Origin of the sequence: Streptomyces sp. NPDC000229 (assembly GCF_040300825.1) — a bacterium.
In the GTDB taxonomy this organism is placed as follows: domain Bacteria; phylum Actinomycetota; class Actinomycetes; order Streptomycetales; family Streptomycetaceae; genus Streptomyces.
In genome coordinates this window covers 141,403-165,504 of the sequence record NZ_JBEPEL010000004.1, presented here as the reverse complement: position 1 = coordinate 165,504, position 24,102 = coordinate 141,403, and the positions used below count along the sequence as shown (strand labels likewise).

The following is a 24,102-nucleotide window of genomic DNA, read 5'->3' as shown; positions in this document are numbered from 1 at the left end:
TCGGGCTGCGGCCGGTGTCGTCCGGCTCGGCGCGGGTCGGACGCCGCTCACGGTCGGTCCCGCTCGCGTTGTGTCGTATGCCGACGGCGGGGAAGCGGGAACGGGGTCAGCAGCAGGGCAACGGCCCGAGCCGCCCGTTCGCCGGTCTTCACCGGACCGTTCGAGCGAGCGGCCTGGCCGCATGGCCGGCTCGGTGTCGTCGCGGCAGCGTCGGCCGCGAGGTCATACGTCCTGGATGCGCGGGAAGGGCCGGTCCGCCTCCAGGGCGAAAGCCACTTCGAGGAGCGTCCGTTCACTGCCGGGGCGGCCGGAGAACATGACGCCGATGGGCAGTCCATTCTCCGTCGTGCTGGTGGCCGGTACCGAGATCGACGGCGTGCCGACGACGTTGTTGAGCGGTGTGAACGCGACGTAGGCGAGAATCCGCTCGATCAGTGCCGGGTAGGGAACGGCCGGGCTGAGGTGACCGATCGGCGGTGTGGTGTGGGCGAGCACCGGGGAAAGGACGAGGTCGAGTCCCCGGAACGCAGCCGCGTAGGCCTCCCTCGTACGCTTCAGCCTGCTCAGTACGCCCGGAGTGCGCCGCCAGTTCTTCAGGTAGGCCTCGCGCAGGCCCCGGCTGAGGCCGTCCATGCGGCGCCGGTCGAAATCCGTGCCGAGGGTCCGGCCCGTGACGCCGAGGAGGAACGACAGCATCCCCCAGTAGGTGAGGAAGTCCTCGGTGAAGCGGGGGTCGAGGGCCAACTCCACCGGCTCCACGGTGTGGCCGAGCCGTTCGAGCGTCGCCACCGTCTCCGTGACGGCGGCCCGGGTCTCGGTGTCGGAACGGACACCGTTCGGCGAGTCCAGCAGGAACCCGATGCGCAACCGCCGTTCCGAGGGGCCTTCGACCAGGCCCAGGGGCGGCAGCTTGGGGTTGCGCCAGTACGTTTCGGCGGCGGCGAGGAACGCGGCTGTGTCCCGCACGGAGCGGCTCACGACGCCGTCGGAGACGATGTCGATGGGCAGTTGACGGCTCTGGGCGTTCGCCAGGACCCGGCCGCGGGTGGGCTTGAGGCCGACGAGTCCGCAGCAGGCGGCGGGGATCCGGATCGATCCCCCGCCGTCGTTGGCGTGCGCGATCGGCACCGCACCGGCAGCGACGAGCGCCGCGCTGCCGCCCGACGAACCGCCTGCCGAGTGGCCCGTGTTCCACGGGTTGCGGACCGGCTCGGCGCCCTCGTACTCGGTGGTCGGACTGAACCCGAACTCGGGCAGCCGGGTCTTGCCCAGCACCGTGACACCGCTGCTCAGGAACTGCCGGGCGAACGGCGCATGCCGTCGCGCGGCCCTCGGGGTGAAGGCCGCGCTGCCGTGGCCGGTGGGCAGTCCCAGGTAGTCGGTGTTGTCCTTGACGAAGGTCGGCACCCCGGCGAAGACACCGCCCGCCCCTGTGGCGTGCGCCGGGGCATCGATGTGCACCTGGACCGCGTTGAGCCGCGCCTCGACCGCGCGTACTCGCTCAGCCGCGTCCCCGGCGGCCTCGGCGGCGCCGACCTCGCCCCGCCGGATCGCCGCGGCAAGGCCAACGGCGTCGTGTTCTCCCAGGGCGTCGTCCCGGAAGGCGTGGACCGTGGTTCGTCCCTCGTAAGTCGTCACCGCTGCCTCAGCCCCCGGACGTGTGGATGGTTGTCCGCCATCATTCCTTACCAGTAAGTAACAGGCGAGGGTTCCGCAGAGGCTCGTCGGCATGGCGTCAACTCCGTCGCGGCGGGTACCTGCTGGAGCGCCTCGCCCCTCTGATCGCCCAGGGGCGGGCAGCCGGCGGGCCGGGGCCGCTGGAGGCCGCATTGTGCGACTGGCGCGGGGCGGTTGTCCGCCCGTGGGCGGGGGATGCTGACCGGGGCCGCAGAGCTGGAGGCATACCTCCGCGAGCACGGATGAGACGTCGGTCACCGGCCGGGGCCGGGCTCGTCGGGCAGGCGCGGCGGCCGTCCCCCGGTGCTGCCGGTTCAGTACGCCATCGGCGAGAACCGCTGCGCCGTGTTCGGCTGCCGCTGCGTCAGGGACGGCACGATCGGGACCACATGGGCGATCGGCCCGGCGAGCGATGGGCCCAGCAGCGACAGAGCCTTGGGGGAAACCCGGTCTCGGTCTCAGTGGGCGAACACCGGCCCAGCCGACGGATCCGGACGTCCTTCGGGCAGCAGAGCGAGGCCGGCAACGGCAACGACGACGGAGATGACCGCGCAGGTCAGGAACGCGGTTCCGAAGCCGTCGACCGACGGGACGCCCGCTCCCCCGCCGCCCTCGAGGCTCGCGCCGGCGACGGCCGCCACGACCGCGATACCGAGGGAGGCGCCCAGTTCGTGGCCGGTGTTCACCAGGCCGGAACCCAGGCCCGCGTCGGCGTGCTCCACACCGTGCATGGCGCTGGTGATGGCGCAGACGAAGCCGGCACCCAGGCCGAAGGCGAGCAGCAGGAAGCCGGGCAACACCTGGGTCCACGCGTTGCCGTCCCGCTCCAGCCCCGTCAGCAGGAGCGCACCGACCGCGGCGACAGCCAGCCCGCCACCGGCCGTCGCCCGCCAGCCGAGCCGTGCGACGGCCTGTCCACCGAGGTGAGCTCCCATCGTGGTGACGAGGGCGACCGGCAGGAACACCAGACCGGTCTTCAGCGCGGAGAAACCGAGGATGTGCTGGAGGTAGAAGGAGCACAGGAAGAACGCCGAGATCAGGATGCCCGACGCGGCGAGCATGACGAGGCAGCCGCCCAGCAGCGAGCGGCGGGCGAGGAACGGCAGCCGTACGAGCGGCGCGGCCGCCGACCGCTCGGCCGCGGCGAACAGACCGGCTGCGACCAGCGCTCCGACGAGCGGAATCCACGCGGACGCATCGCCGAACCCGTGGTCCCGCGCCTGGACCAGACCGTAAATGAGCAGGGCGGGCGTTGCGGTCATCGTCAGCGCACCGGGAATGTCCACCCCGGGCGCTGCCCCGTTCCCGTGGCCGGGTCCATGCCCGTGACCGGCCGTCTGCTCCTTGAGCAGAGCCGGGACCGCGACGAGGACCAGGAGACCGATGGGGACGTTGACGTAGAACACCCACTCCCAGCCCGGGCCGGAGGTGAGCACCCCGCCGAGGAGGACGCCGAAGGCGGCGCCCGTGCCGCCGATCGCCGCCCAGACACCGAGGGCGCGGTTGCGCTCCGGCCCCCGGAAGACCGACATGACCAGGGCCATGGCCGCCGGGGACATGATCGCGGCGCCCACGCCTTGGGCGGCGCGGGCCGTGATCAGCACCCCGCCGCTCTCCGCGAGCCCGGACACCAGTGAGGCGACGGTGAACCCGGCCAGGCCGACCAGGAACACGCGCCGGCGGCCGAGCAGGTCGCCCACCCGCCCGCCGAGCAGCAGAAGGCTGCCGAAGAACAGGGTGTACGCGGTGACGACCCAGGTCAGCGCACCGGCGCCGAGTGCGAGTTCCTCACCGATCGTCGGGAGCGCGACGTTCACCACCGTCACGTCGACGATCAGCATGAACTGCGCCATGCACAACAGCGCCAGGATCAGCCACCGGCGCGGGTCCGGCGGACCTGGGTGCGCTTCACCGTGCTGCCCGTGCCCGTGCCCGTGCCCGTGCCCGTGCCCGTGCCCCTGACCGTGGTCATGGCTCTCCCCTGGTCTGTGCGCGTCGCCACGGGAAGCAGCCTTGTGCCACCGGCCGGGATCGGCTTGCGCCCCCTGGCGATGCCCCGCCCCGGCCGACGTCTCGGGGGTGTGACTCTCCGAACCCACCCGCACTCCTCAACTTGAACAATGCTGTCAAGATTCACCCTAGGGCATCGGCAGCCTAATCTGAACAGTCCTGTTCAAGTTATTGGAGCGTGCTCTCCAGGCGTACTGCTCGGCACCGCCAGGTCCTCGAAGACCTTGGCTCAAGGTCTCCTGGCGGACCCTCGGCCGGCCCAACCCCCGCTCATGACCGGGGCGGCGATGGCCCGTTGCTCGCCGTCCGCCGCCTGCCACAGCCTTGCCCCACCGCCGCGCCCGGCTGCCCGTGCACGGCAAACAACTGCCGGCTGAACGTACGTCCCAACCGCCCGGTAGGCATCCCCGACGGCGGTGGCCACCGGATCAGGAGCAGCAAGACGGTGATCGGTTACGCCTCGTCCCTGAGGCGGTCGGTCACCACCAGGTCACCGTCCGGGGTGCGCCGCGCCAGGGCGCCGGTGCGGAAGTAGCCGTCGGTGGTGAAGGAGCGTGCATTGTGGTCGGGCGCCCGGAAATAGCCTCGGAGGATGGAGGGACCGCGGGCGAGGAGTTCGCCGGGCTCCCCGTCGGGCACGTCCTTGCCGTCGGCGTCGACGAGGCGGATCTCGTCATCGGGTGAGAGCGGGCGTCCCTGCGTGTTCAGCACGGTCTCGTCCGGATCGTCGGGCCGGGTGAGGGTGAGCAGCCCCTCGGCCATGCCGAAGAGCTGCTGGAGGCGACAGCCGAATTCGGGACCTATCCGTTCGGCGGTGGCCCGGGGCAAGGGCGCGCCGCCGACCTGCACGAGACGCAGACTGCTCAGGTCGGCGCGGGCTGTCGGAAGTCCCTCGAGCCAGAGCTGGGCGACGGCGGGCGCCACCGATGTGAGGGTGACCCGCTCTCGGCCGATGGCCGGGAGGCATTCGGCGGGTTCCGGGTTCTCGGCCAGGACGACGGTGCCGCCGACGGAGAGGGTGCCCACGATGCCGGGGCAGCCGAAGGTGAGGTTGGACCCGGCGGGCGGCACAGCGAGGTACACGTCGTCCTCGGTGAGTGACACCAGCTCGGCGGCGGCCCGTGCCTGGTAGGCGTAGTCGTTGTGGGTGCGCGGGATGAGCTTGGGCGTCGCGGTGGTATCGCCGGAGAGCAGGAAGAACGCCACGTGACCGGCGCTCTGTGCCAGCACCGGCTCGGGCGGGGCGTCGACGGAACCCAGCGGGAAGTAGTGGCAGCCCGACGGGTCGGTCATGAGGCCGCCGTACGGGGACGCGGTCTCCGGCGTATCAAGGGTGAACACTCGCCTCAGGAAGGGCCCTCGGGCCGCGATGTCGGCGGCCATCGCCGTGTGGTCGAAGCCGTGGTACGTCGAGGGACCGACGTAACCGGCGGCCTGGGTGACCCGCGCGACGTGGGACACCTCGGCCGGGGGGTGCGAGACCGGGCAGAACACGGGGACCGCGCCGGCGCGCATCAGCGCGAACACGGTGACGACGAACTCGGGAACGTTCGGCAGTTGCACCATGACCCGTTGCCCGGGCCGGAGGCCGCGCAACCGGAATCCGGCGGCCATGCGGTCCACGCGCCGGTTCAGGGCCGCGTACGTGGTGCGGGTGCCGTTGTGCACGAGCGCGGTGCGCGGCCCGTACTGCAGCGCCCAGCCGCGCAGCAGGTTGTCCAGCGTGGTGCCACGCCAGTGCCCGGCCGCCCAGTAGCGGTCGACGAACTCCTCGGGCCAGGGTGTGCAGCCTTCGAGCATGGATGTCATGTGCTTCCTTCTGTACCAGTCGGGGGCCGGTCCAGCACGACGGGACCCCCAGGTGGCACCGGGCCCCCGGCGGGCAGTCGGGCCGTCCGGTGTTCGTCCGGTTCGATGTCGCGACGCGGCCCCATGTCGCTTCTCGGCCTTCTCGACGCCGGGAAGCGACCTTGCTGTTCTGACCTGAGCAGTCCAATCCGCCAACGCCCCTGTGCGCAATGCGCCTTCCCGACCAAGGACGCCGAACTCCCTCAGCGGAAAGACCAAGGGGCGCCGCTGACCAGGAACGTGCGCGCGAGCATGATGTGCGGAAGCCAGTCCTGGGGCGGGTTCGCCGAGCGCAGGAACAACCTGTTCACCAACGCGCTGCTCTGCGCGATCGGCGCCCAGCACGGCAGGCCGGCCGCCCAGGTGCCTCGTCGCACCGCTTCGGGTGCGGCACGCCCCGCTCACCTCTCTGAGCTGCTCCCGGTGAGGGGCACCGGCTGCGCAGGGGTTCTCGGCCCGCCATCAGCGAGGCGTCGGTTCACGAGATCGCTGGTCCCTGCACGCCACCCGGTGCACGGGGACGCTGCTCCACGGCTGGGTCGAGCAGGTACGGCTTCCGCGGCGGGCCCGTCCGGCGCGGCTTCACTGCCGCGCGGGGTCTCCCCAGGGGCCGATGCTCCGGGAGCGCAGGGGCTCGACGAAGCGCGGCGGCACCGTGTCGGGGTGGTCGGGGCCCCAGTTGAGCGCCTCGCCCCGCATGACCACGTGTGCGTTGTCGGTGTACCAGTCGACGAGGTCGCTGTCGGAGCGGACGAGCCACGTGCAGCCCTTCTCGGCGTCCGCGGTGAAGTCGCCGTGGCGGATCAGCGGCGGACGCCAGAAGTAGGTGCCGGGCCACATCTTGCCGTAGTTGTACTCGAAGGCGCCGTCCAGGCAGTAGGCCTCCTCACTGCACGGGTGGTGCGCCAGCGGCTCCTCGCGCCACCCCGGCCTGGCCTTGATGAGGCGGGTGTAGAAGCCGGTCTTCTCGTCGCGGTGCAGCAGCTTGATGAAGAGACCCGGCACGGGTGTACCACCGAGGTCGAAGCGCATGGGGCTGCCGTCCTCGACGTCGATCCACGGCATCTCGGAGGTCTGGAGCACAGTGAGCTTCTGGTCCTCGCGCACATCCGGCCGGTCGCGGTCGGCGAGGTCGAAACGCCAGTCGCCGTACTCGCGGAAGAGGAGCACCTCCGTTCCGGCGGTGGCGTGGACGGGGGGCGTGAGGACGCCGGCGGGCGCGGTCCAGTAGCCCTCGGGGCCGAGGGTCGTGGCGCCGATGGTGACCTCGCCCGACAGGACGTACCACTCGGTGTCCGCGTGATGGACGCCGGCGGGCCTCGACCAGTCGGCGGTGAAACGGACCTTGAGCGAGGCCGAGCCGTCCTCCTCGTCGTAGCTGAGATTGACCTGCTCGGCGGTCCCCGTCGCGTGCTGGAACTCGGCGGGGTGCCGGATCAGGTCGCGCTCGTCGATGAGCTCCACGTGTGGGCGCACGGGTCCTCCTCCACTGAGGTTTCCGGTGCGGAACGTATCGCTTATCAATAGCAGGTGCAAGATGTATCGTTAATTCTCATGACGCGACCCGGCCGGCCCGCGGGGCCCACCGACGACACCACGACGACCGTGCTGACGGCCGCCCTGGAGCTCCTGCTCACCGAGGGAGCGGCGGCGCTCACCCCGCAGCGCCTGCACACCGTGACGGGCGTGTCCCGCTCGACCGTCTACCGGCACTGGCCCACTCCGTACGCCGTGCTGGCGGCCCTCATCGACGTCGCCCCGCTGCCTTCCCAGGAGCCGACGGGTGACGTCGCCGCCGATCTGCACAGGGAGGTCGACCTGTTGTGCAACCGACTGCGCGACAAGCCCGTCGGGGGGTTCCTGCAAGCCCTGATCGCCGCGGCGTCCCTCGACCCGGCCACGGCGGAGCTGCGGCGCAGGTACGTCGGGGACCTGCTGGCCCCGTTCCACCACGCGCTGCGCGCCGCCGGGGTCGCGCGGCGGGACCGCGAGGACGCCGTGGCGGCCATCGCGTCGCCGCTGCTGGTGGAGGCCCTGCTCCTCGACCGGCCCGCCGGGCGGACCAGGGCGCACCGGACGGCGGACGAAGTACTCGCGAAGCTGGAGCTGGTGCGGGCATGACCAACGCCGTAGGTCCACGCGCCGTCTTCGGGGTCGTCGTCCCCAGCACCAACACGGTCGTCGAGCACGACTACTGGACCTCGGGCGTCCGCGGAGTCGCGTACCGCGCGGGGTCGATGCACATCCCCGATCCGGTGATGGGTGACGATCGCGGCTTCGAGGCGTTGCTCGGCCAGATCAGGGCGTCCATCGACACCGCGGTGCGGGACGTCCTGACGGCCGAGCCCGACCGCATGGTCATGGGGATGTCCGCCGAGACGTTCTGGGGCGGCGTCGAGGGCAACGCGGCCTTCGAGCGGCGGTTGCGCGACCGTACGGGACTGCCCGTCACGACGGGCGCGAGCTCGTGCCGGGCGGCCCTCCGGGAGCTCGGCTGCCGCCGGATCGCGGTCTTCTCGCCCTACCAGCCGGTGGCCGACCGGGAGGTGGGCCGCTTCTTCACCGAGGCCGGGTTCGACGTCACCGGCGTGACCGGCCTGCGCTGCCCGACCGCGACGGACATCGCCCGGGTCCCGGACGACCGGCTCCGGCGGGTGGTGGACGAACTGGACGGGCCGGACGTGGACGCCATCGTGCAGGTCGGCACCAACCTGTCGTTCGTGGCGCTCGCCGACGCGCTCGAAGCCGAGCTCGGCAAGCCGGTGATCGCCATCAACAGCGCGACGCTGTGGCACGCACTGCGCGAGCACGGTATCGACGACCGCGTCGCCGGTGCCGGCCTGCTGCTGCGTGAGCACTGACCGTCCGGCTGCCGCGGGCGCTCGGGTGTGTCAGCGGCGGACGTACGTGCCGGAGGGCTCGCCCACCACGACGCCGTCGCGGTAGGCGACGCGGCCGCCGACGATGGTGGCGACCGGCCAGCCGCGCAGCTCCACTCCGTCGAACGGGCAGTGGTCCTGGCCGGACAGCAGGACGTCCGTGGACACGGTCTGCCGCTTGTCGAGGTCGACCACGACGATGTCCGCGTCGGCGCCCACCAGCAGGGAACCCTTGCGAGTCAGGCCGTACGCCCGTGCCGGGTTGGCGGACACCAGCTCGGCGACCCGGTGCAGCGGCAGGCCGCGGCGGTGGTGCCCTTCCGAGAGCAGCACCGGGTACAGCAGCGCGGTGCCGCCGAATCCGGGCAGGGCGGGCCACAGCTCGTCGCCCTTGTGCTCCTCCATGCAGCAGGCGTGGTCGGAGGCGATCCAGTCGATGTCGCCGTCGAGCACCCCGGCCCACAGGGCCTCGTTGTCGTGCCGCGTACGCAGGGGCGGGTTCACCTTGGCTCCGAGGCCGGCGCCCGCCGCGTCGAGCGACGCGTGGTCGAGGCAGAGGTGGTGGAGGGTGACCTCGGTGCGTACGTCGAGGGCGGGATGGCTGCGCCGGGCGGTGCGCGCCGCGTCCAGCGCGTCGGAACCGGAGAGGTGGAGCAGGTTGACCGGGCAGCGGGCCGCCTGGGCCAGCGTGAGGGCCTCGCCGATGGCGACGCGTTCGGTGAGCGGGGGGCGGCCCCGGTGGTAGGCGGCGAGGGTCTGCGGATCGCCGTCCTTGCGGACGCGGTCGATGAACAGCCGCATCAGTTCGGACTGTTCGCAGTGGAGCGACAGAGAGACACGGCGCCCGGGGCGGACGGCGGGACCTGCGCCGGCTTGCGCGACACCTTCCATCAGCTCGAAGAGGTGCCCGAGGTCGTACTCCTGGCCGTCGTCGGCCATCCGGAAGGAGGCGGCGTCACGGGAGCTGGAGGCGAGGTTGAAGCCCTTGTAGAACATGTAGTACTTGAACGAGGTGACGCCGTGCTCGGCGATCAGGCGCGGGATCTCGCCGATCTGCTCGGTGGTCATCGGGGCGAGGTGAAAGCCGTAGTCGGTGAACGCCCGGCCGGCCACGGCCCGCAGCACCTCGGGGAAGATGTCCTCGTAGCGTCCGGTGCGGTTGAGGTAGTGCTCTCCGGTACGGAAGTACGACAGCACGGTGGTGGCGCCGCCGACGAGTGAGGAGCGGGTCTCCTCGTAGGCGTCCAGCGCCACGTCGCGGTAGATGCCCAGGTGGTAGTGCGCGTCGACGGCACCCGGCAGGACGACGCGGCCGGTGGCGTCGACGACCTCGTCGGCGTCGGAGGTGGACAGGTCGTGGCCCAGGGCGGCGATACGGCCGTCCCTGACGGCGAGATCCGCACGGATCTCGCCCACATGGGGCTGGACGAGCGTGCCGTTGGTGACGAGCAGGTCATAGCGTGCCATGCCTCGGGGCTGCCGGGAGCAGCCCCCCACCCCCTTCGATACCGGTGTGAGTCGGTGACTGGTGTGAGTCGGTGACTGGTGAGTCGATGGCTGGTGTGAGTCGGTGGGGGCCCCGCGCGAGAACCACATGTTTCCTCTACTGGAACAGCGTTCCCCTTCCCGGCCGTGACGGCACATGCTAACTTCACCCATCCTGTTCCACAACGAGGAACGGGATTTCACCTAACGGAACCGGGAGGCGAAACCCATGCCCGACGGACCCCTGCGCGGCGTCTGCGTGCTCGACTGCGCGACGCTCTTCGCCGGGCCCCTGGCGGCGACGATCCTGGGCGACTTCGGGGCGGACGTCGTCAAGGTCGAGCACCCGCGCAAACACGACCCCGCGCGCACGCACGGCCCCGCGAAGGACGGCATCGGACTGTGGTGGAAGTCGCTGGCCCGCAACAAGCACACGGTGACCATCGACTTCGGCAAGCCGTCCGGGGCGGCCCTGCTGCGCCGGCTGGCCGCGCGGGCGGACGTCCTGATCGAGAACTTCCGCCCCGGCACGCTCGAGCGGTGGGGCCTGGGGCCGGACGTCCTGCACGAGGTCAACCCCCGGCTCGTCATCGCCCGGGTGACCGGCTTCGGCCAGTTCGGCCCGTACGCCGGGCGCCCCGGGTTCGGCACCCTCGCCGAGTCGATGAGCGGCTTCGCCGCCGTCACCGGCGAACCCGACGGCCCTCCGACCCTGCCGCCCTTCGGGCTCGCCGACGGTGTCGCGGCGCTCACCCTGGCCGGTGCCGTACAGACGGCGCTGTACCACCGCGACGTGCACGGCGGCCCCGGCCAGGTCATCGACCTGGCCATCATCGAACCGCTGCTGACGCTGCTGGGCCCGCAGCCCATGGCGTACGACCAGCTCGGCATCGTTCCGGAACGCACCGGCAACCGGTCGGCGAACAACGCGCCGCGCAACACCTACCGCACGCGCGACGGCAGGTGGGTGGCGGTCAGCACCTCCGCGCAGTCGGTGGCCGAGCGCGTGCTGACCCTGGTCGGTCACCCCGAGGTGACCGACGAGCCGTGGTTCGCCACCGGTTCGGGCCGTGCCGCGCACGCCGACCTCCTCGACCGGTACGTGGGCGACTGGATCGCCGGGCGCGACCTCCCGGACGTCGTCGACGCGTTCGACAAGGCCCACGCCGCGGTGGCACCCGTCTATGACATCCGCGATGTCTTCGCCGACCCGCAGTACCGGGCGCTGGACTCGCTCACCACCGTCGAGGACGACGAGCTGGGACCCGTACGCATGCAGAACGTCCTGTTCCGCCTGTCCCACTCCCCCGGTGCCATCCGGTGGACGGGACGCGGCCCCGGGGCCGACAACGACGCGATCTTCTCCGGCCGGCTGGGCCTCGGCGCCGACGAACTGGCCGCACTGCGCGAGGAAGGTGCCATGTGAGCAGCGGGAAGAAGACGACAGGTGCCCTGTGGGAACGTGCCGCCGGGGCCGAGGTGTTCGATCTGGCGCAGCCCATGCGGCGCGGCATGCCGCAGTCCCCCAACCACCCTCCGTATCGGATGCTCCTGGAGCGGCGGCACGGCGACATGGTGCGGGCGGACGGTGGCTCGGCGGCCAACGAACTGATCGTCACGGGCGGCCATGTGGGCACGCACGTCGACGCGCTCGCCCATGTCTCCCAGGACGGGTACGTCCACGGCGGCGTGCCCGCCGGGAACGTACAGGGCCACGAGGGCTTCAGCGCGCTGGGCATCGAGGAGTTCCCCCCGTACGTCGGCCGCGGCGTCCTCCTCGACATCGCACGGCTGCACGGCGTCGCGGCCCTCCCCGCCGGGCACGAGGTGACGGCCGGTGAACTGGCCGCGGCCGAACGCGCGGGCGCGGCCGTCCGCCCCGGCGACGCCGTGCTCGTCGCCACCGGCTGGTCGCGGCTCTGGCACGACGCCGACACCTTCGTGGGCACGGCCGGCGGCGCTCCCGGGCCGGGCGTCGAAGCGGCGCGCTGGCTGGCCGACCGGGGCGTGGGGCTGGTCGGCGGCGAGACCATCGCGTTCGAGCACATCGCGCCCGGCAAGGGCCACGCCACCCTCCCGGTCCACCGCGTCCTGCTGGTGGAGGCGGGCATCCACATCGTCGAGACCATGCGCCTGTACGGACTGGCCGACGCGGGCGCCGACGAGTTCCTCCTGGTGCTCGCCCCGCTCCCGCTGGTCGGCGCCACCGGTGCACCGGCCCGTCCCCTGGCGGTGGTGGAGCGTGGCTGACGCGACCGGCACACCGGCCGTGCCGTACGCCCACCGGCTCGCCGCTTTCGCCGTCGCGGCCCGGGACGAGCCGCTGCCGCAGCCGGTCACGGCCGATGTCGTCGGCCGGATCCTCGACACCGTCGGCAACTGCCTCGCCGCGCTCGGGGAGGACGGCGACGCCGGGGCGCAGGCCGCCGTGGGGCGCGTCGCGCGACGGGCCGGCGGCGCCCCCGAGGCCTCGGTGATCGGCTCGGCGGAGCGGCTGCCCGCCGACCGGGCCGCCCTGCTCACCGGCACGCTCGCCCACGCACTGGACTTCGACGACACGCATCTGCCCTCCGTGCTGCACCCCTCTGCGTCGGTGGTGCCCGCGGCTCTCGCCGCGGGCGAGGCGGCGGGCGCGTCGGGGCGCGAGCTGATCGCGGCGGTGGCGGCCGGCGGTGAGGTGTGTGTACGGCTCGGACTCGCCTCGTACGACGCGACCCTGCGCAACTCGGTGTTCTTCGAGAAGGGGCTGCACGCCACGTCGATCTGCGGGACCGTGGGCGCCGCCGTCGCCGCCGGACTGCTCTACGGCCTCGACGGCGCTCGGCTCGCCGACGCCATCGGCATCGCGTGCTCGCTGGGCGGGGGGATCATCGAGGCCAACCGCACGGGCGGGACCGTCAAGCGCGTCCACTGCGGATGGGCCGCTCACGCCGGCGTGAGCGCCGCCCAGCTCGCCGCCGAGGGGATCACGGGGCCGCCGACCGTGCTGGAGGGGCGCTTCGGGTTCTTCCGTGCCTACCTGGACGATGCCTGGCAAGCGGGTCCCTTTCTCGCCCGCCTGGACCGGATGGACGAGGCCGGTTCGTGGGAACTGCCGCGCACCGTGTTCAAGCCGTATCCCTCCAACCACTTCACTCACCCGGGCATCGACTGCGCGCTGGCGCTGCGCGCCGCCGGGCTGCGACCGGACGCGGTCGAGTCGGCCGAACTGGGGGTCGCGGCGGCTCCGTTGCGGACCATCGGCGCCCCGCGTGAGCTCAAGGTCCGTCCCACGACTCCGTACCACGCGAAGTTCTCCGGCCCGTACACCGTCGCCTCCGCGCTGGTCGGCGGCGGTGGGCTGGGCCTGCATCTGGACGACTTCTCGCCGGAGGCGTTCGCGGACCGGCGGCGCCTCGCGCTGGCGGAGAAGGTGAGCGTGGTTGTGGACGAGCTGTGCGACGAGGCGTTTCCCCGGTCCTTCGGCGCCGTCCTGCGGGTGCGCACGTACGACGGGCGGCGCTGGGAACACCGGGTGTGCTCCTCACGCGGCGGACCGGGGAACCCGCTCACGCTGGACGAGCTGGAGACGAAGTACCGGCTCAACGCGGCACGGGTGCTGCCGGACGAGGCGGTCACGGCGCTGGCCTCCCGGATACGGGCGCTGCCCGACCGCGGCGACCTCCGCGGTCTGCTGCCCACGAACGGTGGGCGGTTCGCCGGCGGCGGTCAGGACGGGTAGGAGATTCGGGGGACGGATCATATGGCTTCGCCCGCCGCGAGGATGCGGCGGGCGCCGCGTACGACAGCCTCGTCGATCATCCGGCCGTCGTCGGTGAGCACCGCCTGCCCGGCCCGCACGGCCGCCTCGTACCGGTCGACGAGCCGCCTGGCTCGCTCCACCTCCGCGGGATCAGGTGTGAAGACCTCGTGGACGACGGCCAGTTGATCCGGGTGGATGCAGGCGCGCGACCGGTAGCCGAGCCGTCGCAGCGCCTCCGTGGAGCGCCGCAGGGCGTCCGCGTCGCGGTAGTCGGTGAAGACGGGGCCCACGGGCGGGCGGATACCGGCGGCGGCGGACGCCAGCAGCACGTGGGTACGCAGGGCCAGCAGTTCACGCTCGTCCTCCCCCGGTTCCATGCCGAGCTGGGCACGCAAGTCGGCCTCACCAAGCTGGAGTTGTACGACGCGCGGCGACGCGGCGGCAATGGCGGGGGCCTCCAGCAGCGCCGCGGCGTCCTCCAGGAGCGGCGACACCGCGATCCGGCCCGGGGTGATGCCGGCCTCGCGCTCGCCTTTGCCGAGCACGGCGTCCAGAGCGCGGACCTGCTCCGGCCCGGCGCACTTGGCCATGCACACGCCGTCCAGAGCCGGGGCGGCGACCGCCCGCGCGTCCGCGTGACCGGCCGCGCCCGGGTTGATCCGCACCCACAGGGAGCACGGCCCGCCGGGCCGCTGCTCGGCGAGCCAGCGGGCGACCTGGTCCCGGGCGGCCTCCTTCGCCGCCGCGGGTACGGCGTCCTCGAGGTCGAGGACGACGGCATCGGCGCCCCGCGTGAGGGCCTTGCCGAGGAGCGAGGGCCGGTCGCCGGGCACGTACAGCCATGAGCGCGGGGTCACGGGACACTCCATCCGGTCTCGGGCGCGGCCGCCCACCGGATACCGAACGGCGGGGCGGATGCCGCACGCCGCGGCTGAAGCCGGGTCGGGGCGGCGGACGAGTGCCGGCAACCGTATCGACGCCCGGTTCCGTGGGTCAAGACGAATTCATGCAGTTGTTTCGCCAGTGGATCCGACGTTTCCAGTGCAAAGCCTTGACAGCGAGGCGCGACGCGGGCTGTATAGGGGCCCAATAGGTAACAGCGTTTCCATCAGCGGAACAGCTTCCACACCCCTCCGGGTCCCGGAAGGAGCAGCCATGACCGCTCAGCCACGCCGTCCCCGCGTCGTACGCCGCGGGGTCCCGGTGATGCGGCCCATCCGGTCCGGGCACGCCGTGGACGTGCTCGGCGGGGCCGCCACCGGACTCGTACCCGGCGCCCTGCTGACGGGCGCTCCGCTGCTGGGCGGTGTGGTCGGGATGCCCGGCACCGCCCTCCGTTACGTACTGCTCTCGGCGGCGGTGCTCAGCGGCGTCACGGCGTCGGTGGCCGCCCGGTGGCGCCGCCGTGAAGTGCCCCTCTCGGCTGCGGCTACCGCCCGGTGCGGCGCGACCGCCTGCCTGCTGACGGCCGTCGCGGGGCTGTGGCCCTCGGTGGCGGTGTTCTGCACGACGGTTGCGGCGGCGGCTGTCATCGGCGCCCCCGCGCTGTCCCGGCACCGTGGTACGACGCCGTGGTACGCGGGAGCCCTGGCCGGCCTTGGCGCGGCGGGGGCGGTGGCCGGAGCACTCCAGGACCGGCCCGGCACGGCGCTCGCCGTGTGCGGCTGCGCCGGAGCCGCCCTGCTGATTCCGGCTGCGGTCGGCGGCGGGGGCAGGACCACCGTCGGCAAGGGCTCGGTCAGGGGCGCGGCCCCCGGCACGCGCGGACTGTCGGCGTCGGTCGGTGCGGGTGCCGCGGCCGCCTTCTTCGCCGCGCAGGACCTCTACGTCTTCCGGTGGGAGCTGCTGGGCGGTTCCCTCGCCATGTCCACGGCGCTCGCGGCAGGAGCGGCCGTGGGCTTCTTCACGATCGGGGCTGCCGCGTCCCGGAACCGTCCTCCTTCGCCCGCGAGCCTGCCACTGCTCCTGCTCTCCCTGGCCGCGGCGGTGTCCGCCTGTGCGGTGGCGGCGAGCGCCCGGCAGCTCACCCTGGCGCTCGCGGGTGTGCTCGCGGTGGCGGCCGGGTGCGGCCGGCTGCTGTGCGCGGCCGGGGGTGCCCGGGCGCTGGGCTCGGGCGCGGCACCGGGGCCGCACGCCGTGTGGGGGGTGGCCGGTGCGGTGGCCGGGGCGGGGATCTGGGCGTCGGCGGGGCAGTGGGTTCCGGCGGGCGACGCCCTTGTCATGGCCGCCCTGTGGCCCGTGGGTGGAGCCGCGGCCTGGACGGCGTGGACGATGCACGCGCACCGCCGCCCTCGGGCGGGCTCCTCCGTACCGGATGGCGAAGCCGCCCTCGCGGTGACGGACGCGACCGTGGGCCCGGGGCCTCGGCGGCCGGGCGCGGCCCGACGCGTACGGCATGGCAGAAAGGCGTCCTCATGAGACCTCCCGCGTCCGGCCGGTCCGGACGGACGGCCACCGCGGCCGCCGCGGCGTGCGCCCTGCTCCTGTACGCCGGTGCCGGCGCCGCCGCGGCCCCGAGGGGGGAAGGGCCGGGGACGGCGACGGCGCGGGTCTCCGCGGCGGTCGGCCTGACCGAGGGCCAGAGGATCACCGTCACCGGTCAGGGCTTCCGGCCCGGCCTCCCTTCGGTCGCCGTCGGCCTCTGCCGCAAGGGGTACGCGGGCACCGGGGACTGCGACCTGAGCGGTGGCGCCACGCTGGTCAACATCGACGGGTCCGGCCGGCTGCCCACGGTCACGCTCACCGTCCGGGCCAGGTTCGCCGGCGTCGACTGCCGGACCACCGCGTGCGTGGTCGGCATCTCCCCGCTGCCGTCCGCCGCCCCCGCCGCTCTGCGTGCCGCCAACACCGTCGACATCCCCGTGGGTTTCCGGGGCGGCACCGTGCCGGGCGAGCCCTCGGGCAGGGGCGGCGTCGCGACGGCCACCGGCGCCTCCCGTACGCCGGACGCGCGCTGGGGCGGGCCGTCGACCGCGCTGTGGGCGGCGTCCACCGGCGTGACCGTGCTGTGCGCCGCCCTGGCTCTCGTCATCCCACGAGGCAACCGCTCATCCCCTGTGCCCCACACCGGAGGTAGACCATGACACCCCTACGGCTCTCCCGCTCCACCGCCGCCCTCGCGGCGGCAACGGCCCTCGCGGTCACGGCTCTTGCCGCTCCCGCCGCGGCGGCGCCGCAGCTGACCGTGAGCAAATCGACCGGCCTGGCGCCCGGCGACACGGTCACCGTTTCCGCGAAAGGGCTCAGCCCCAACCAGCCGTTCGTCCCGCTCGGGCTCTGCAGGCCGAACCCGGCCGCACCGACGGACTGCGAGACCGCACCGGAGTCCTCGGTCATCGGGAAGACCGACGCATCGGGTGTCTGGCACAGCGCGTCGTCCAACGGCACCACGGCCCGGATCACGGTCAAGGCGAAGGTGGGCGGCGTCGACTGCACCGCGAAGGCGGGGTCCTGTGTCATCGCCGTCTCCATCATGGCGACCAGGGAGCTGGCCCAGGTGCCGCTGACGATCGGCGCGGGCGGCACCACGCCGTCCTCTCCCGGCGCTCCCTCGGCCACCAGCGGCGCCCCCACGTCCGGCGGCGTCGGAAGTCTCCCGGAGACAGGTGCCGGCGACGGCATACCCGTGGCGCTGCTCGGCGGCGGCACCCTGCTCGTGTTGGGCGCGTCGGTGCTGTTCCTGGTGCGCCGGGGACGGCCCGGCACGGACTGACAGCGGGCCGGGCGCCCGGTCAGCCAACCGGCGCCCGGCGCTCGTCCCGTTCGCGGAGGCATGCCGCGTACGTGGCAGCGTGGACGGTACGGGCCAGCCGGGCGCCCCACGGCGAGCGGGGGCCCATGAACGTCTCCTCCGCCTGGCCGTCGCGCGCGGCGGGCGCGGCGACGCACACCGCGTCGGTCGGCGTCCCGGAAGCGTCGAAACCGGCGTCCAGCAGCGCCTGCACCTTGGCCTCCGTGGCCGTCGCGACCGCGTTGACGTACGCCGCCGGGCTCAAGGGGACGGGGAGCGCGGCGATGGTGGGGAGCGCGGCGATGGTGTTGATGGTTCCGGCGACCGGCGGTCCGACGTCGGCGGGGCCGGGGGCCGCGGCCCAGCCGTGCACGCCCACGCCGGCGGTGACGAGGGCCTCCGCGCCGCCCTCCGTCGCATGCCGGAAGTCCCGTACGGAGGCTGCGGTCATCAGCCCGACGCCCGGTCCGCGCAGTCCGGCTCCGGAGGCCATGTCCGCCAGGTGGCGGTCGGCGTCCATCCTGCGGTAGCCGCCCCGCACCTGGGCATTGATCACCCACTGCCGCTCGCCCCAGCCACCGCCGAGGACGGCGGAGGACAGCATGCGCCAGCCCGGGCCGGGCGCCCACACCAGGGCGGGCCGGACGGTCCCGTCCTCCTCGCGCTCCACGATCCGGGCGTCGGACAGCGTGGTGGTGCGGCTGGGAAGGGGTGGGGAGGCTGCGGTCACCGAGGAACCCTAACCCACTGCTCCGAGCCCGGCGCAGGCCTGGTCGAGGCCGACGACGTCGGCGTACTTGGCGTCGAGGTCGAAGAGGTTCGCCTGGTGCGGTGCGGGATCACGGTCGGCGACGGCTTCGCGGACGACGAGGGGCCGGAAGCCGTACTGGAGGGCGTCGAGCGCGGTGGCGCGGACGCATCCGCTGGTGGAGAACCCTCCGATGACCACGGTGTCCACGCCGTACGACGTCAGCCGGTCGTGCAGGCCGGTGCCGAAGAAGGCGCTCGGGTAGTGCTTGTGCACGGTGTCGTCGCCGGGGAGGGGCGGGCACGCCGCGGTGAAGCGGGCGTGCGGGCCGTCCGCGCGGAAGGCGTCGAGGCCGGGGACCTTGCGGTGGAAGTGCGGTACGTGGGAGGCCGGTTCGCGTGCGTAGCGTACGGCGGTGAAGACGACCGGCAGGCCCGCCTCGCGGGCGGTGCGGGCGAGGTGCTCCATGGCGGCGAGGGCGGCGGCCGCCGTCGGCAGGAAGAGCGCGGAGTCGGGGTCGGCGTAGGCCCGTACCGGATCGACCAGCAGGACGGCCGGCCGCTCCCCCCAGCCGATGCGCCGGCCGAATCCGGCGGTCCGGTAGTCCTCGTCCAGACCGCCGGAGGCGTCCAGACCGCCGGAGGCGTCCAGACCGCCGGCGCCCGCGCCCGGTCCACCGGAGGCCGCGCCCACGTCAGATCACCCCTTCGGCGGCGAGCTTCTCGCGCCGTTCGTCGGTCAGGCCCAGCAGCTGCCCGTAGATCTCGTCGTTGTGCTCGCCGAGGGCCGGACCGGCCCAGCGGACGGCTCCTGGTGTGGCGGACAGGCGGGGTACGACGTTCTGCATGGGGAACTCGCCGAAGTCGGGGTGCGGTACGCGCACGATGGCCCGGCGCGCGGCGAAGTGCGGGTCGGCGAACATGTCGGCGGCGGTGTACGTCCTGCCGGCGGGAACTCCCGCCCGGTGCAGGGCCGCGAGCAGCTCCTCGGACCGCTGCCGCGCGGTCCAGGCGGTGATGAGGTCGTCGAGTTCGCCCTGGTGCGCGCCGCGCGCCGTGTGGGTGGCGTAGTGGGGGTTGTCGGTGAGGTCCTCCCGGCCCATCACCTCGGTGAGGCGCCGGAAGACGGTGTCCTGGTTGGCGGCGATGAGGACGGTGGCACCGTCGGCGGTCGGATAGGCGTTGCTGGGCGCCACGTTGGGCAGGACGGCTCCGGTGCGTTCGCGCTGGTAGCCGCCGATCTCCCATTCGGGCAGCAGGGACTCCATGTAGGCGAGGACGGCTTCGTACAGCGCGGAATCGACGACCTGGCCCGTGCCGGTGCGTTCCCGGGCGTGCAGGGCCATGACGGCTCCGTACGCGGCCATGGTGCCGGCGAGTGCGTCGCCGAGGGAGACACCGGTACGGGACGGGGGCCGGTCGGGTTCGCCGGTGATGTGCCGGATGCCGCCCATGGCTTCGCCGATGGAGCCGAAGCCGGCGCGGGACGCGTACGGTCCGCTCTGCCCGTAGCCGGTGACGCGGACGAGAATGAGGCGGGGGTTGAGGGCGGTGAGCTCCTCGGGTCCGAGGCCCCAGCGTTCCAGGGTGCCGGGGCGGAAGTTCTCGACCAGGACGTCGGCGCGGGTGGCGAGTTCACGGGCGAGGGCCTGGCCGTCGGGGTGGCGCAGGTTGCAGGTGACGGACTTCTTGTTGCGGGCGACGACGGGCCACCACAGCGATTTTCCGTAGGGGCGTTCACGCCCCCACTGGCGCATGGGGTCGCCGCGACCGGGGTCTTCGAACTTGATGACCTCGGCGCCGTGGTCGCCGAGGAGTTGGCCGCAGAAGGGACCGGCGAGCAGGGTGCCGGTCTCCAGGACACGGATGTCGGACAGAGGTCCAGTCATGTCCGTGAGTGTAAGTTTGGGAAACGCCGTTTCGCTAGAGGAATCGTCCGGGCAGAATGCGGCGCATGGAGAACTCATCGGCGGCCGTGCCCGCTCGCTCCGTCGGCGTGGTGGAGGTCTCACCCCGCGACGGCCTGCAGAACGAAAGCACCGTCCTCGGCGCCGCGTTGCGGGCGGAGCTGGTACGGCGTGCCGTGGCGGCGGGCGCGCGGCGGATCGAGGCGGTGGCCTTCGTCCGCCCGGACCGCGTGCCGCAGATGGCGGGCGCCGAGGAGGTCATGGCGCTCCTGCCCCGTCCGGACGGGGTGCGCTACGGCGGTCTCGTGCTCAACAGGCGGGGGCTCGCGCGGGCGGTGGACGCCGGGGTGCACGAGGTCAACTGCGTGGTGGTGGCCACGGACTCCTTCTGCCGCCGCAACCAGGGAGTGAGCACCGAGGAGGCCTTCGGCGCGTGGGCGGACATCGCGAAGGCCGCGCATGCGGCCACCGTCTCGCCGACGCTGACGATCGCCGCCGCGTTCGGCTGCCCCTTCGAGGGCGAGGTGCCCGAGGAGCGCGTCGTGGAGATCGCTCGCCGAGGTGCCGCGACCGGAGCCGCCGAGATCGTCCTCGCGGACACGATAGGCGTCGCCGCGCCGGACGCGGTGACCCGGCTGCTGCACGCGGTGCGGGAGGCCGCCCCTGCTGTTCCGCTGCGCTGCCACTTCCACAACACGCGGAACACCGGGTACGCGAACGCCGTGGCGGCCGTGGCGGCGGGAGCCTCGTGGCTGGACGCGTCCCTGGGAGGGTTCGGCGGCTGTCCTTTCGCCCCGGCGGCGACCGGGAACATCGCGACCGAGGACCTCGTCTATCTGCTGGAGCGGATGGGGACGCGTACGGGTATCGGGCTGGACGCGGCCTGCGCCGCGGGCACATGGCTCGGCACGCTGCTGGGGCGGGAGGCGCCCGCGCTGCTCGGGCGGGCGGGCCGGTTCCCGGCCACGGCCGGCGACCGGGCGTGAGGGAGGGGCACCATGGGCGCGCATCCGCACGGCTGGTGGATCCTGCTCCACCTCGTCCTGTTCGTTTTCTGGCTCGGCGGCGACCTGGGGGTCTACGTCTCCAGCCGCTACGTCCTGCGCGCGGAGCTGCCGTTCGCCGCCCGCGCCACCGCCCTGCGCATCATGGGGATCCTCGACCTCGGGCCGAAGATCTGCCTGGTGCTGTTCCTGCCCAGCGGCGTCACGCTCATGGCGCTGGAGCCGCACGGAGCAGAGGCGGTCCTGAACGGCTGGACGGTGGCGGCGGCCTGGGCGGGAGCCGCCTGCTGGCTGTGGGTGACGGTCGCGGACCATCACCGTCCGGGCCGGCGCCCCTGGGTGCGGCGTGCCGACTGGAGCGCCCGGATCGCCGCGACGGGGGTACTGCTCGGCGTGGCGGCGTACACGCTGGCCGCGCCCGCGCCCTTCGGGGTGACCACCGAGCCGCGCTGGCTCGGCGCGAAGGTCGCGCTGTACGCCACCGCCATCGCGTGCGGGCTGGGCATCCGGTTCACCCTGCGGCCGTTCGGCCCGGCCTTCGCGACGCTCGGTACGGAGGGCTCGACGCCGGGGACGGAACGGGCGCTGCGGCGGGCGGTGGACGGCTGCGTCCCGTACGTGGTGACCATCTGGTGCTGCGTACTGGGCGCGGCGGTGCTGGGCGTGCTGAAGCCGGGGGCGAACCTGTGAGGGGTGCGACGGGACAGCCCCCGCGGTCCCTGGGTCCGCCGGCCGGTCAGCCGGCGGCGGGCCGGTGCCCGAACTCGGCCGACAGCCGCTCGGCCGCTTCGAGCAGCAGCGGGGCGCACTCGCCCATGCGGGGCTTGAAGCGGGTCTGCGGACCGGCGACGCTCAGGACGGCGATGACATGCCCGTCGTGCCCGAGGACCGGAGCCGCGATGGAGGCGGATCCGACCTCGCGCTCCCCGACGGACGTCGCGTAGCCACGGCGCCGGATGGCGGCGAGCTCCTTGCGGAGCTTCGCGGAGTCGGTGACGGTCCGGTCGGTCAGCGGCTCCAGCGGGTGCCGGTCGAGGTACGCGTCGATCTCGGCCTCCGGCAGGAAGGCGAGCATGGCCTTGGACGAGCTGCCCGCGTGCAGGGGGAAGGGGATGCCGAGGGCGACTTCCATCCTCAGCTCCTGGACGGGCACGACCTGGTCGACGTACAGGCGGGTGTCACCGCGCCGGATGGACAGGGTGGCCGTCTCGCCGCACTCGTCCGCCAGGCGCCGCAGTTCGGGCGCGGCGAGGATGCGCAGGTCGGTGCGGGCCAGGTAGGCGCGGCCGAGCGAGATGGCCGCGGGGCCGAGGGCGTACCGGCGGGTGACGGAGTCGGTGATGATCAGGTCACGGTTGCGCAGTGCGGTGAGGATGCGGTGCACCGCGGCCTTGGTGATCCCCAGTTCCTGGGCGATCTCGGTCACGCCCAGGTCGGGGCGTCCGCCGCGGCCGAAGAGGAGGAGTACGTCCATGGCGCGCTCGACCGCTGCGATCGACCTGCTGCTGTTCTCGTCGGTCACGGTGTCTGTCCCCCGGTGTGGTGCGGGCGTACTGAGTCGGCCGGGGCGACCGGCGCCGACCACGGCCCAGCATAGGGCGCCATTTCCCCATGGGAAACACTCCCCCGGCCACGTATCGCAATCCCATTGACACCCGCTCTCGCACGTCGTTACGATGCGCGTGACACTGTTTCGCATCAGGAAACGACGTGGGGGCGGAAGTGGCCATGGACACCGGTACCGCCGTGGACGAGACCACCTTCCGCCGGGTGCTGGCGCGCTGGCCGAGCGGGGTCGGCATCATCACCACCGCGGGACCCGACGGCCTGCGCCACGGGATGACGGCGAGCTCCTTCAGCAGCGTCAGCCTCGACCCTCCGCTCGTCCTGGTCTGCCTCGACCGCCGCATCCGCTCCCACGAACTGGTCACCCGCAACGGCGTGTTCGCCGTCAATGTGCTGGGGCGCGACCACATCGGGCTGGGCCGACGGTTCGCCGGGCTGACACCGGGCGTCACCGACCGGTTCGCCGAGGGCGACTGGCTGCCCGGCGCCACCGGCAGTCCGGTGCTCACCGACGCCGCGGCCTGGGTGGACTGCCGGGTACGCCATGTCTACCCGGGTGGGGACCACACCATTTTCGTCGGTGAGGTCATCGCGGCCGGAGTGCCCCGCATCACGTCCCCGTTGCTGTTCCACTCCCGCTCCTGGGGGCAGCTCGCCGATCCCCTCCCCGAAAGCGTCACCATCGCCGACACGGAGCTGGCCCGCGTGCTGGCGGCGGAAGGGGGCAACCGGCGGCGGGCGGCGCGGCTGACGGCCGCCGTCCGCGCCGCCGGCGTGCGGGTACGGCTGCCCCGCGACGAGCTGCGCCGCTCCCCCGCCCCCGCCCTGCCGGAGCGCGTCTCGGTCCGGGTGAAGGACGCCGCCGAGGCGGCGGAGGCGGCCACCGCCGGGTACCGGGCGGTGGAGGTGACCGTCGCGGCGGACGGCCTCGCCGCCGCGGCCGCCTCCGTCGTCGCCGCCGTGGCCGGCTCGGGCACCACGGTCGTGGCTCGCGTCGACGACGCCCTCGACCCGGCGCGCGGCCGTGCCGTGCTGCACACCGTCGGCGCGCTGCGGGAGGCGGGGTGCGGCGAGATCGCACTGGACGAAGCCGGGCCCCGCGTCGGTGAGGACCGCGACGACGGGTCGCCGCGCCATCTGCGCCGGCTGCTCCAGGACGCCGTCCCGCAGGCGGGGGGCGTCCGGCTGCGGCTCGCCCTGCGCGACCACCACGGTCTCGGGCTGGTCAACGCACTCACCGCGATGAAGAACGGCGTCAGGGACTTCGACACCGGCTTGGCCGGCTCCGGCGGACTGCTGCCCACCGAGCGCCTGGTGCTGCTGTGCTCGCGGCTCGACGTCGAGACGCCGGTGGAGAGCGAGGCCCTGCGCCCCTGCCTGAACGAGCTGCACGCCCTGCGGTACGGGCGACGGCGAAGCGGCCCCGTCCGACCTGCCGTCTCCTGACCGTACGCCGCACCGGGCTTCCGCCGGACGCCCCATCCCGGCACCCGAAACCAGTGAGGAG

Annotated in this window: 21 protein-coding genes and 1 pseudogene; 12 read left to right on the top strand and 10 right to left on the bottom strand. The window is 73.3% G+C overall.

From position 1 onward, the window contains the following. Positions 1–222 precede the first annotated feature (222 nt). Positions 223–1,638 carry an amidase gene (locus ABT360_RS04355; RefSeq protein ID WP_351810418.1) on the bottom strand — a complete coding sequence of 472 codons (1,416 nt, stop codon included), beginning with the start codon at positions 1,636–1,638 and terminating at the stop codon, positions 223–225. A gap of 98 nt (positions 1,639–1,736) precedes the next feature. On the opposite strand from ABT360_RS04355, the pseudogene ABT360_RS04350 reads away from it, so the two are divergent. Further along, a pseudogene (locus ABT360_RS04350) lies at positions 1,737–1,923 on the top strand (MerR family transcriptional regulator); the annotation flags it as partial. 212 nt (positions 1,924–2,135) lie between these two features. Here the strand turns inward: ABT360_RS04350 and ABT360_RS04345 are convergent. The 3 genes from ABT360_RS04345 to ABT360_RS04335 form a co-directional block, all read right to left on the bottom strand. Then, positions 2,136–3,530, bottom strand: coding sequence for an MFS transporter (locus tag ABT360_RS04345; RefSeq protein WP_351810415.1), 1,395 nt, complete (start codon positions 3,528–3,530; stop codon positions 2,136–2,138). A gap of 610 nt (positions 3,531–4,140) precedes the next feature. Then, on the bottom strand, positions 4,141–5,496 hold the full coding sequence (locus ABT360_RS04340) for a (2,3-dihydroxybenzoyl)adenylate synthase (protein WP_351810412.1): 1,356 nt from the start codon (positions 5,494–5,496) through the stop codon (positions 4,141–4,143). A gap of 621 nt (positions 5,497–6,117) precedes the next feature. After that, positions 6,118–7,011 carry a DUF4437 domain-containing protein gene (locus ABT360_RS04335; protein WP_351810409.1) on the bottom strand — a complete coding sequence of 298 codons (894 nt, stop codon included), beginning with the start codon at positions 7,009–7,011 and terminating at the stop codon, positions 6,118–6,120. A 78-nt stretch (positions 7,012–7,089) separates the two neighbouring features. On the opposite strand from ABT360_RS04335, the gene ABT360_RS04330 reads away from it, so the two are divergent. Then, on the top strand, positions 7,090–7,656 hold the full coding sequence (locus ABT360_RS04330) for a TetR-like C-terminal domain-containing protein (RefSeq protein ID WP_351810406.1): 567 nt from the start codon (positions 7,090–7,092) through the stop codon (positions 7,654–7,656). Further along, entirely contained in the window at positions 7,653–8,396 is a 744-nt protein-coding gene (locus tag ABT360_RS04325) for a maleate cis-trans isomerase family protein (RefSeq protein WP_351810403.1), read from the top strand. The genes ABT360_RS04330 and ABT360_RS04325 overlap by 4 nt, the downstream gene beginning before the upstream one ends. A 30-nt stretch (positions 8,397–8,426) precedes the next feature. On the opposite strand, the gene ABT360_RS04320 is transcribed toward ABT360_RS04325, so the two are convergent. After that, complete coding sequence (locus ABT360_RS04320; protein ID WP_351810400.1) at positions 8,427–9,881, bottom strand: dihydroorotase; 1,455 nt, start codon at positions 9,879–9,881, stop codon at positions 8,427–8,429. 247 nt (positions 9,882–10,128) lie between these two features. Between ABT360_RS04320 and ABT360_RS04315 the strand changes: the two genes are divergently transcribed. Genes ABT360_RS04315 through ABT360_RS04305 form a run of 3 tightly spaced genes read left to right on the top strand, consistent with a single transcriptional unit; the run spans position 10,129 to position 13,620 of the window. Next, positions 10,129–11,325, top strand: coding sequence for a CaiB/BaiF CoA transferase family protein (locus ABT360_RS04315; protein WP_351810397.1), 1,197 nt, complete (start codon positions 10,129–10,131; stop codon positions 11,323–11,325). Further along, on the top strand, positions 11,322–12,149 hold the full coding sequence (locus ABT360_RS04310; RefSeq protein WP_351810394.1) for a cyclase family protein: 828 nt from the start codon (positions 11,322–11,324) through the stop codon (positions 12,147–12,149). Before ABT360_RS04315 ends, ABT360_RS04310 begins: the two co-directional genes overlap by 4 nt. After that, positions 12,142–13,620 carry an MmgE/PrpD family protein gene (locus ABT360_RS04305; protein WP_351810391.1) on the top strand — a complete coding sequence of 493 codons (1,479 nt, stop codon included), beginning with the start codon at positions 12,142–12,144 and terminating at the stop codon, positions 13,618–13,620. The genes ABT360_RS04310 and ABT360_RS04305 overlap by 8 nt, the downstream gene beginning before the upstream one ends. 17 nt (positions 13,621–13,637) lie before the next feature. On the opposite strand, the gene ABT360_RS04300 is transcribed toward ABT360_RS04305, so the two are convergent. Beyond that, positions 13,638–14,498 (bottom strand): HpcH/HpaI aldolase/citrate lyase family protein, encoded by an 861-nt coding sequence (locus ABT360_RS04300; protein ID WP_351810388.1) that lies wholly within the window; start codon positions 14,496–14,498, stop codon positions 13,638–13,640. Between the two features lie 298 nt (positions 14,499–14,796). Between ABT360_RS04300 and ABT360_RS04295 the strand changes: the two genes are divergently transcribed. Genes ABT360_RS04295 through ABT360_RS04285 form a run of 3 tightly spaced genes read left to right on the top strand, consistent with a single transcriptional unit; the run spans position 14,797 to position 17,353 of the window. Next, positions 14,797–16,059: a hypothetical protein gene (locus tag ABT360_RS04295; RefSeq protein ID WP_351810385.1), complete on the top strand. Its 1,263-nt coding sequence runs from the start codon at positions 14,797–14,799 to the stop codon at positions 16,057–16,059. Beyond that, positions 16,056–16,724, top strand: coding sequence for a neocarzinostatin apoprotein domain-containing protein (locus ABT360_RS04290; protein WP_351810382.1), 669 nt, complete (start codon positions 16,056–16,058; stop codon positions 16,722–16,724). Before ABT360_RS04295 ends, ABT360_RS04290 begins: the two co-directional genes overlap by 4 nt. Further along, complete coding sequence (locus ABT360_RS04285) at positions 16,721–17,353, top strand: neocarzinostatin apoprotein domain-containing protein (protein ID WP_351810379.1); 633 nt, start codon at positions 16,721–16,723, stop codon at positions 17,351–17,353. Before ABT360_RS04290 ends, ABT360_RS04285 begins: the two co-directional genes overlap by 4 nt. A 19-nt stretch (positions 17,354–17,372) precedes the next feature. On the opposite strand, the gene ABT360_RS04280 is transcribed toward ABT360_RS04285, so the two are convergent. From ABT360_RS04280 to ABT360_RS04270, 3 genes are read right to left on the bottom strand one after another with little or no spacing between them, the layout of a single operon-like run. Then, entirely contained in the window at positions 17,373–18,101 is a 729-nt protein-coding gene (locus tag ABT360_RS04280; protein ID WP_351810377.1) for an adenosylcobinamide amidohydrolase, read from the bottom strand. Positions 18,102–18,110: 9 nt separating this feature from the next. Then, complete coding sequence (locus ABT360_RS04275; RefSeq protein ID WP_351810374.1) at positions 18,111–18,812, bottom strand: isochorismatase family protein; 702 nt, start codon at positions 18,810–18,812, stop codon at positions 18,111–18,113. A gap of 1 nt (position 18,813) precedes the next feature. Further along, positions 18,814–20,007: a CaiB/BaiF CoA transferase family protein gene (locus ABT360_RS04270; protein ID WP_351810371.1), complete on the bottom strand. Its 1,194-nt coding sequence runs from the start codon at positions 20,005–20,007 to the stop codon at positions 18,814–18,816. 65 nt (positions 20,008–20,072) lie between these two features. Here ABT360_RS04270 and ABT360_RS04265 point away from each other — a divergent pair, with 65 nt between their 5' ends. Continuing rightward, entirely contained in the window at positions 20,073–21,011 is a 939-nt protein-coding gene (locus ABT360_RS04265; protein WP_351810369.1) for a hydroxymethylglutaryl-CoA lyase, read from the top strand. Positions 21,012–21,023: 12 nt separating this feature from the next. Next, positions 21,024–21,719 carry a hypothetical protein gene (locus tag ABT360_RS04260; protein WP_351810366.1) on the top strand — a complete coding sequence of 232 codons (696 nt, stop codon included), beginning with the start codon at positions 21,024–21,026 and terminating at the stop codon, positions 21,717–21,719. Positions 21,720–21,765: 46 nt separating this feature from the next. On the opposite strand, the gene ABT360_RS04255 is transcribed toward ABT360_RS04260, so the two are convergent. Next, positions 21,766–22,551 carry an IclR family transcriptional regulator gene (locus ABT360_RS04255; RefSeq protein ID WP_351810363.1) on the bottom strand — a complete coding sequence of 262 codons (786 nt, stop codon included), beginning with the start codon at positions 22,549–22,551 and terminating at the stop codon, positions 21,766–21,768. A 188-nt stretch (positions 22,552–22,739) separates the two neighbouring features. On the opposite strand from ABT360_RS04255, the gene ABT360_RS04250 reads away from it, so the two are divergent. Further along, positions 22,740–24,041: a flavin reductase gene (locus ABT360_RS04250; RefSeq protein WP_351810360.1), complete on the top strand. Its 1,302-nt coding sequence runs from the start codon at positions 22,740–22,742 to the stop codon at positions 24,039–24,041. The last annotated feature ends 61 nt before the right edge of the window (positions 24,042–24,102 follow it).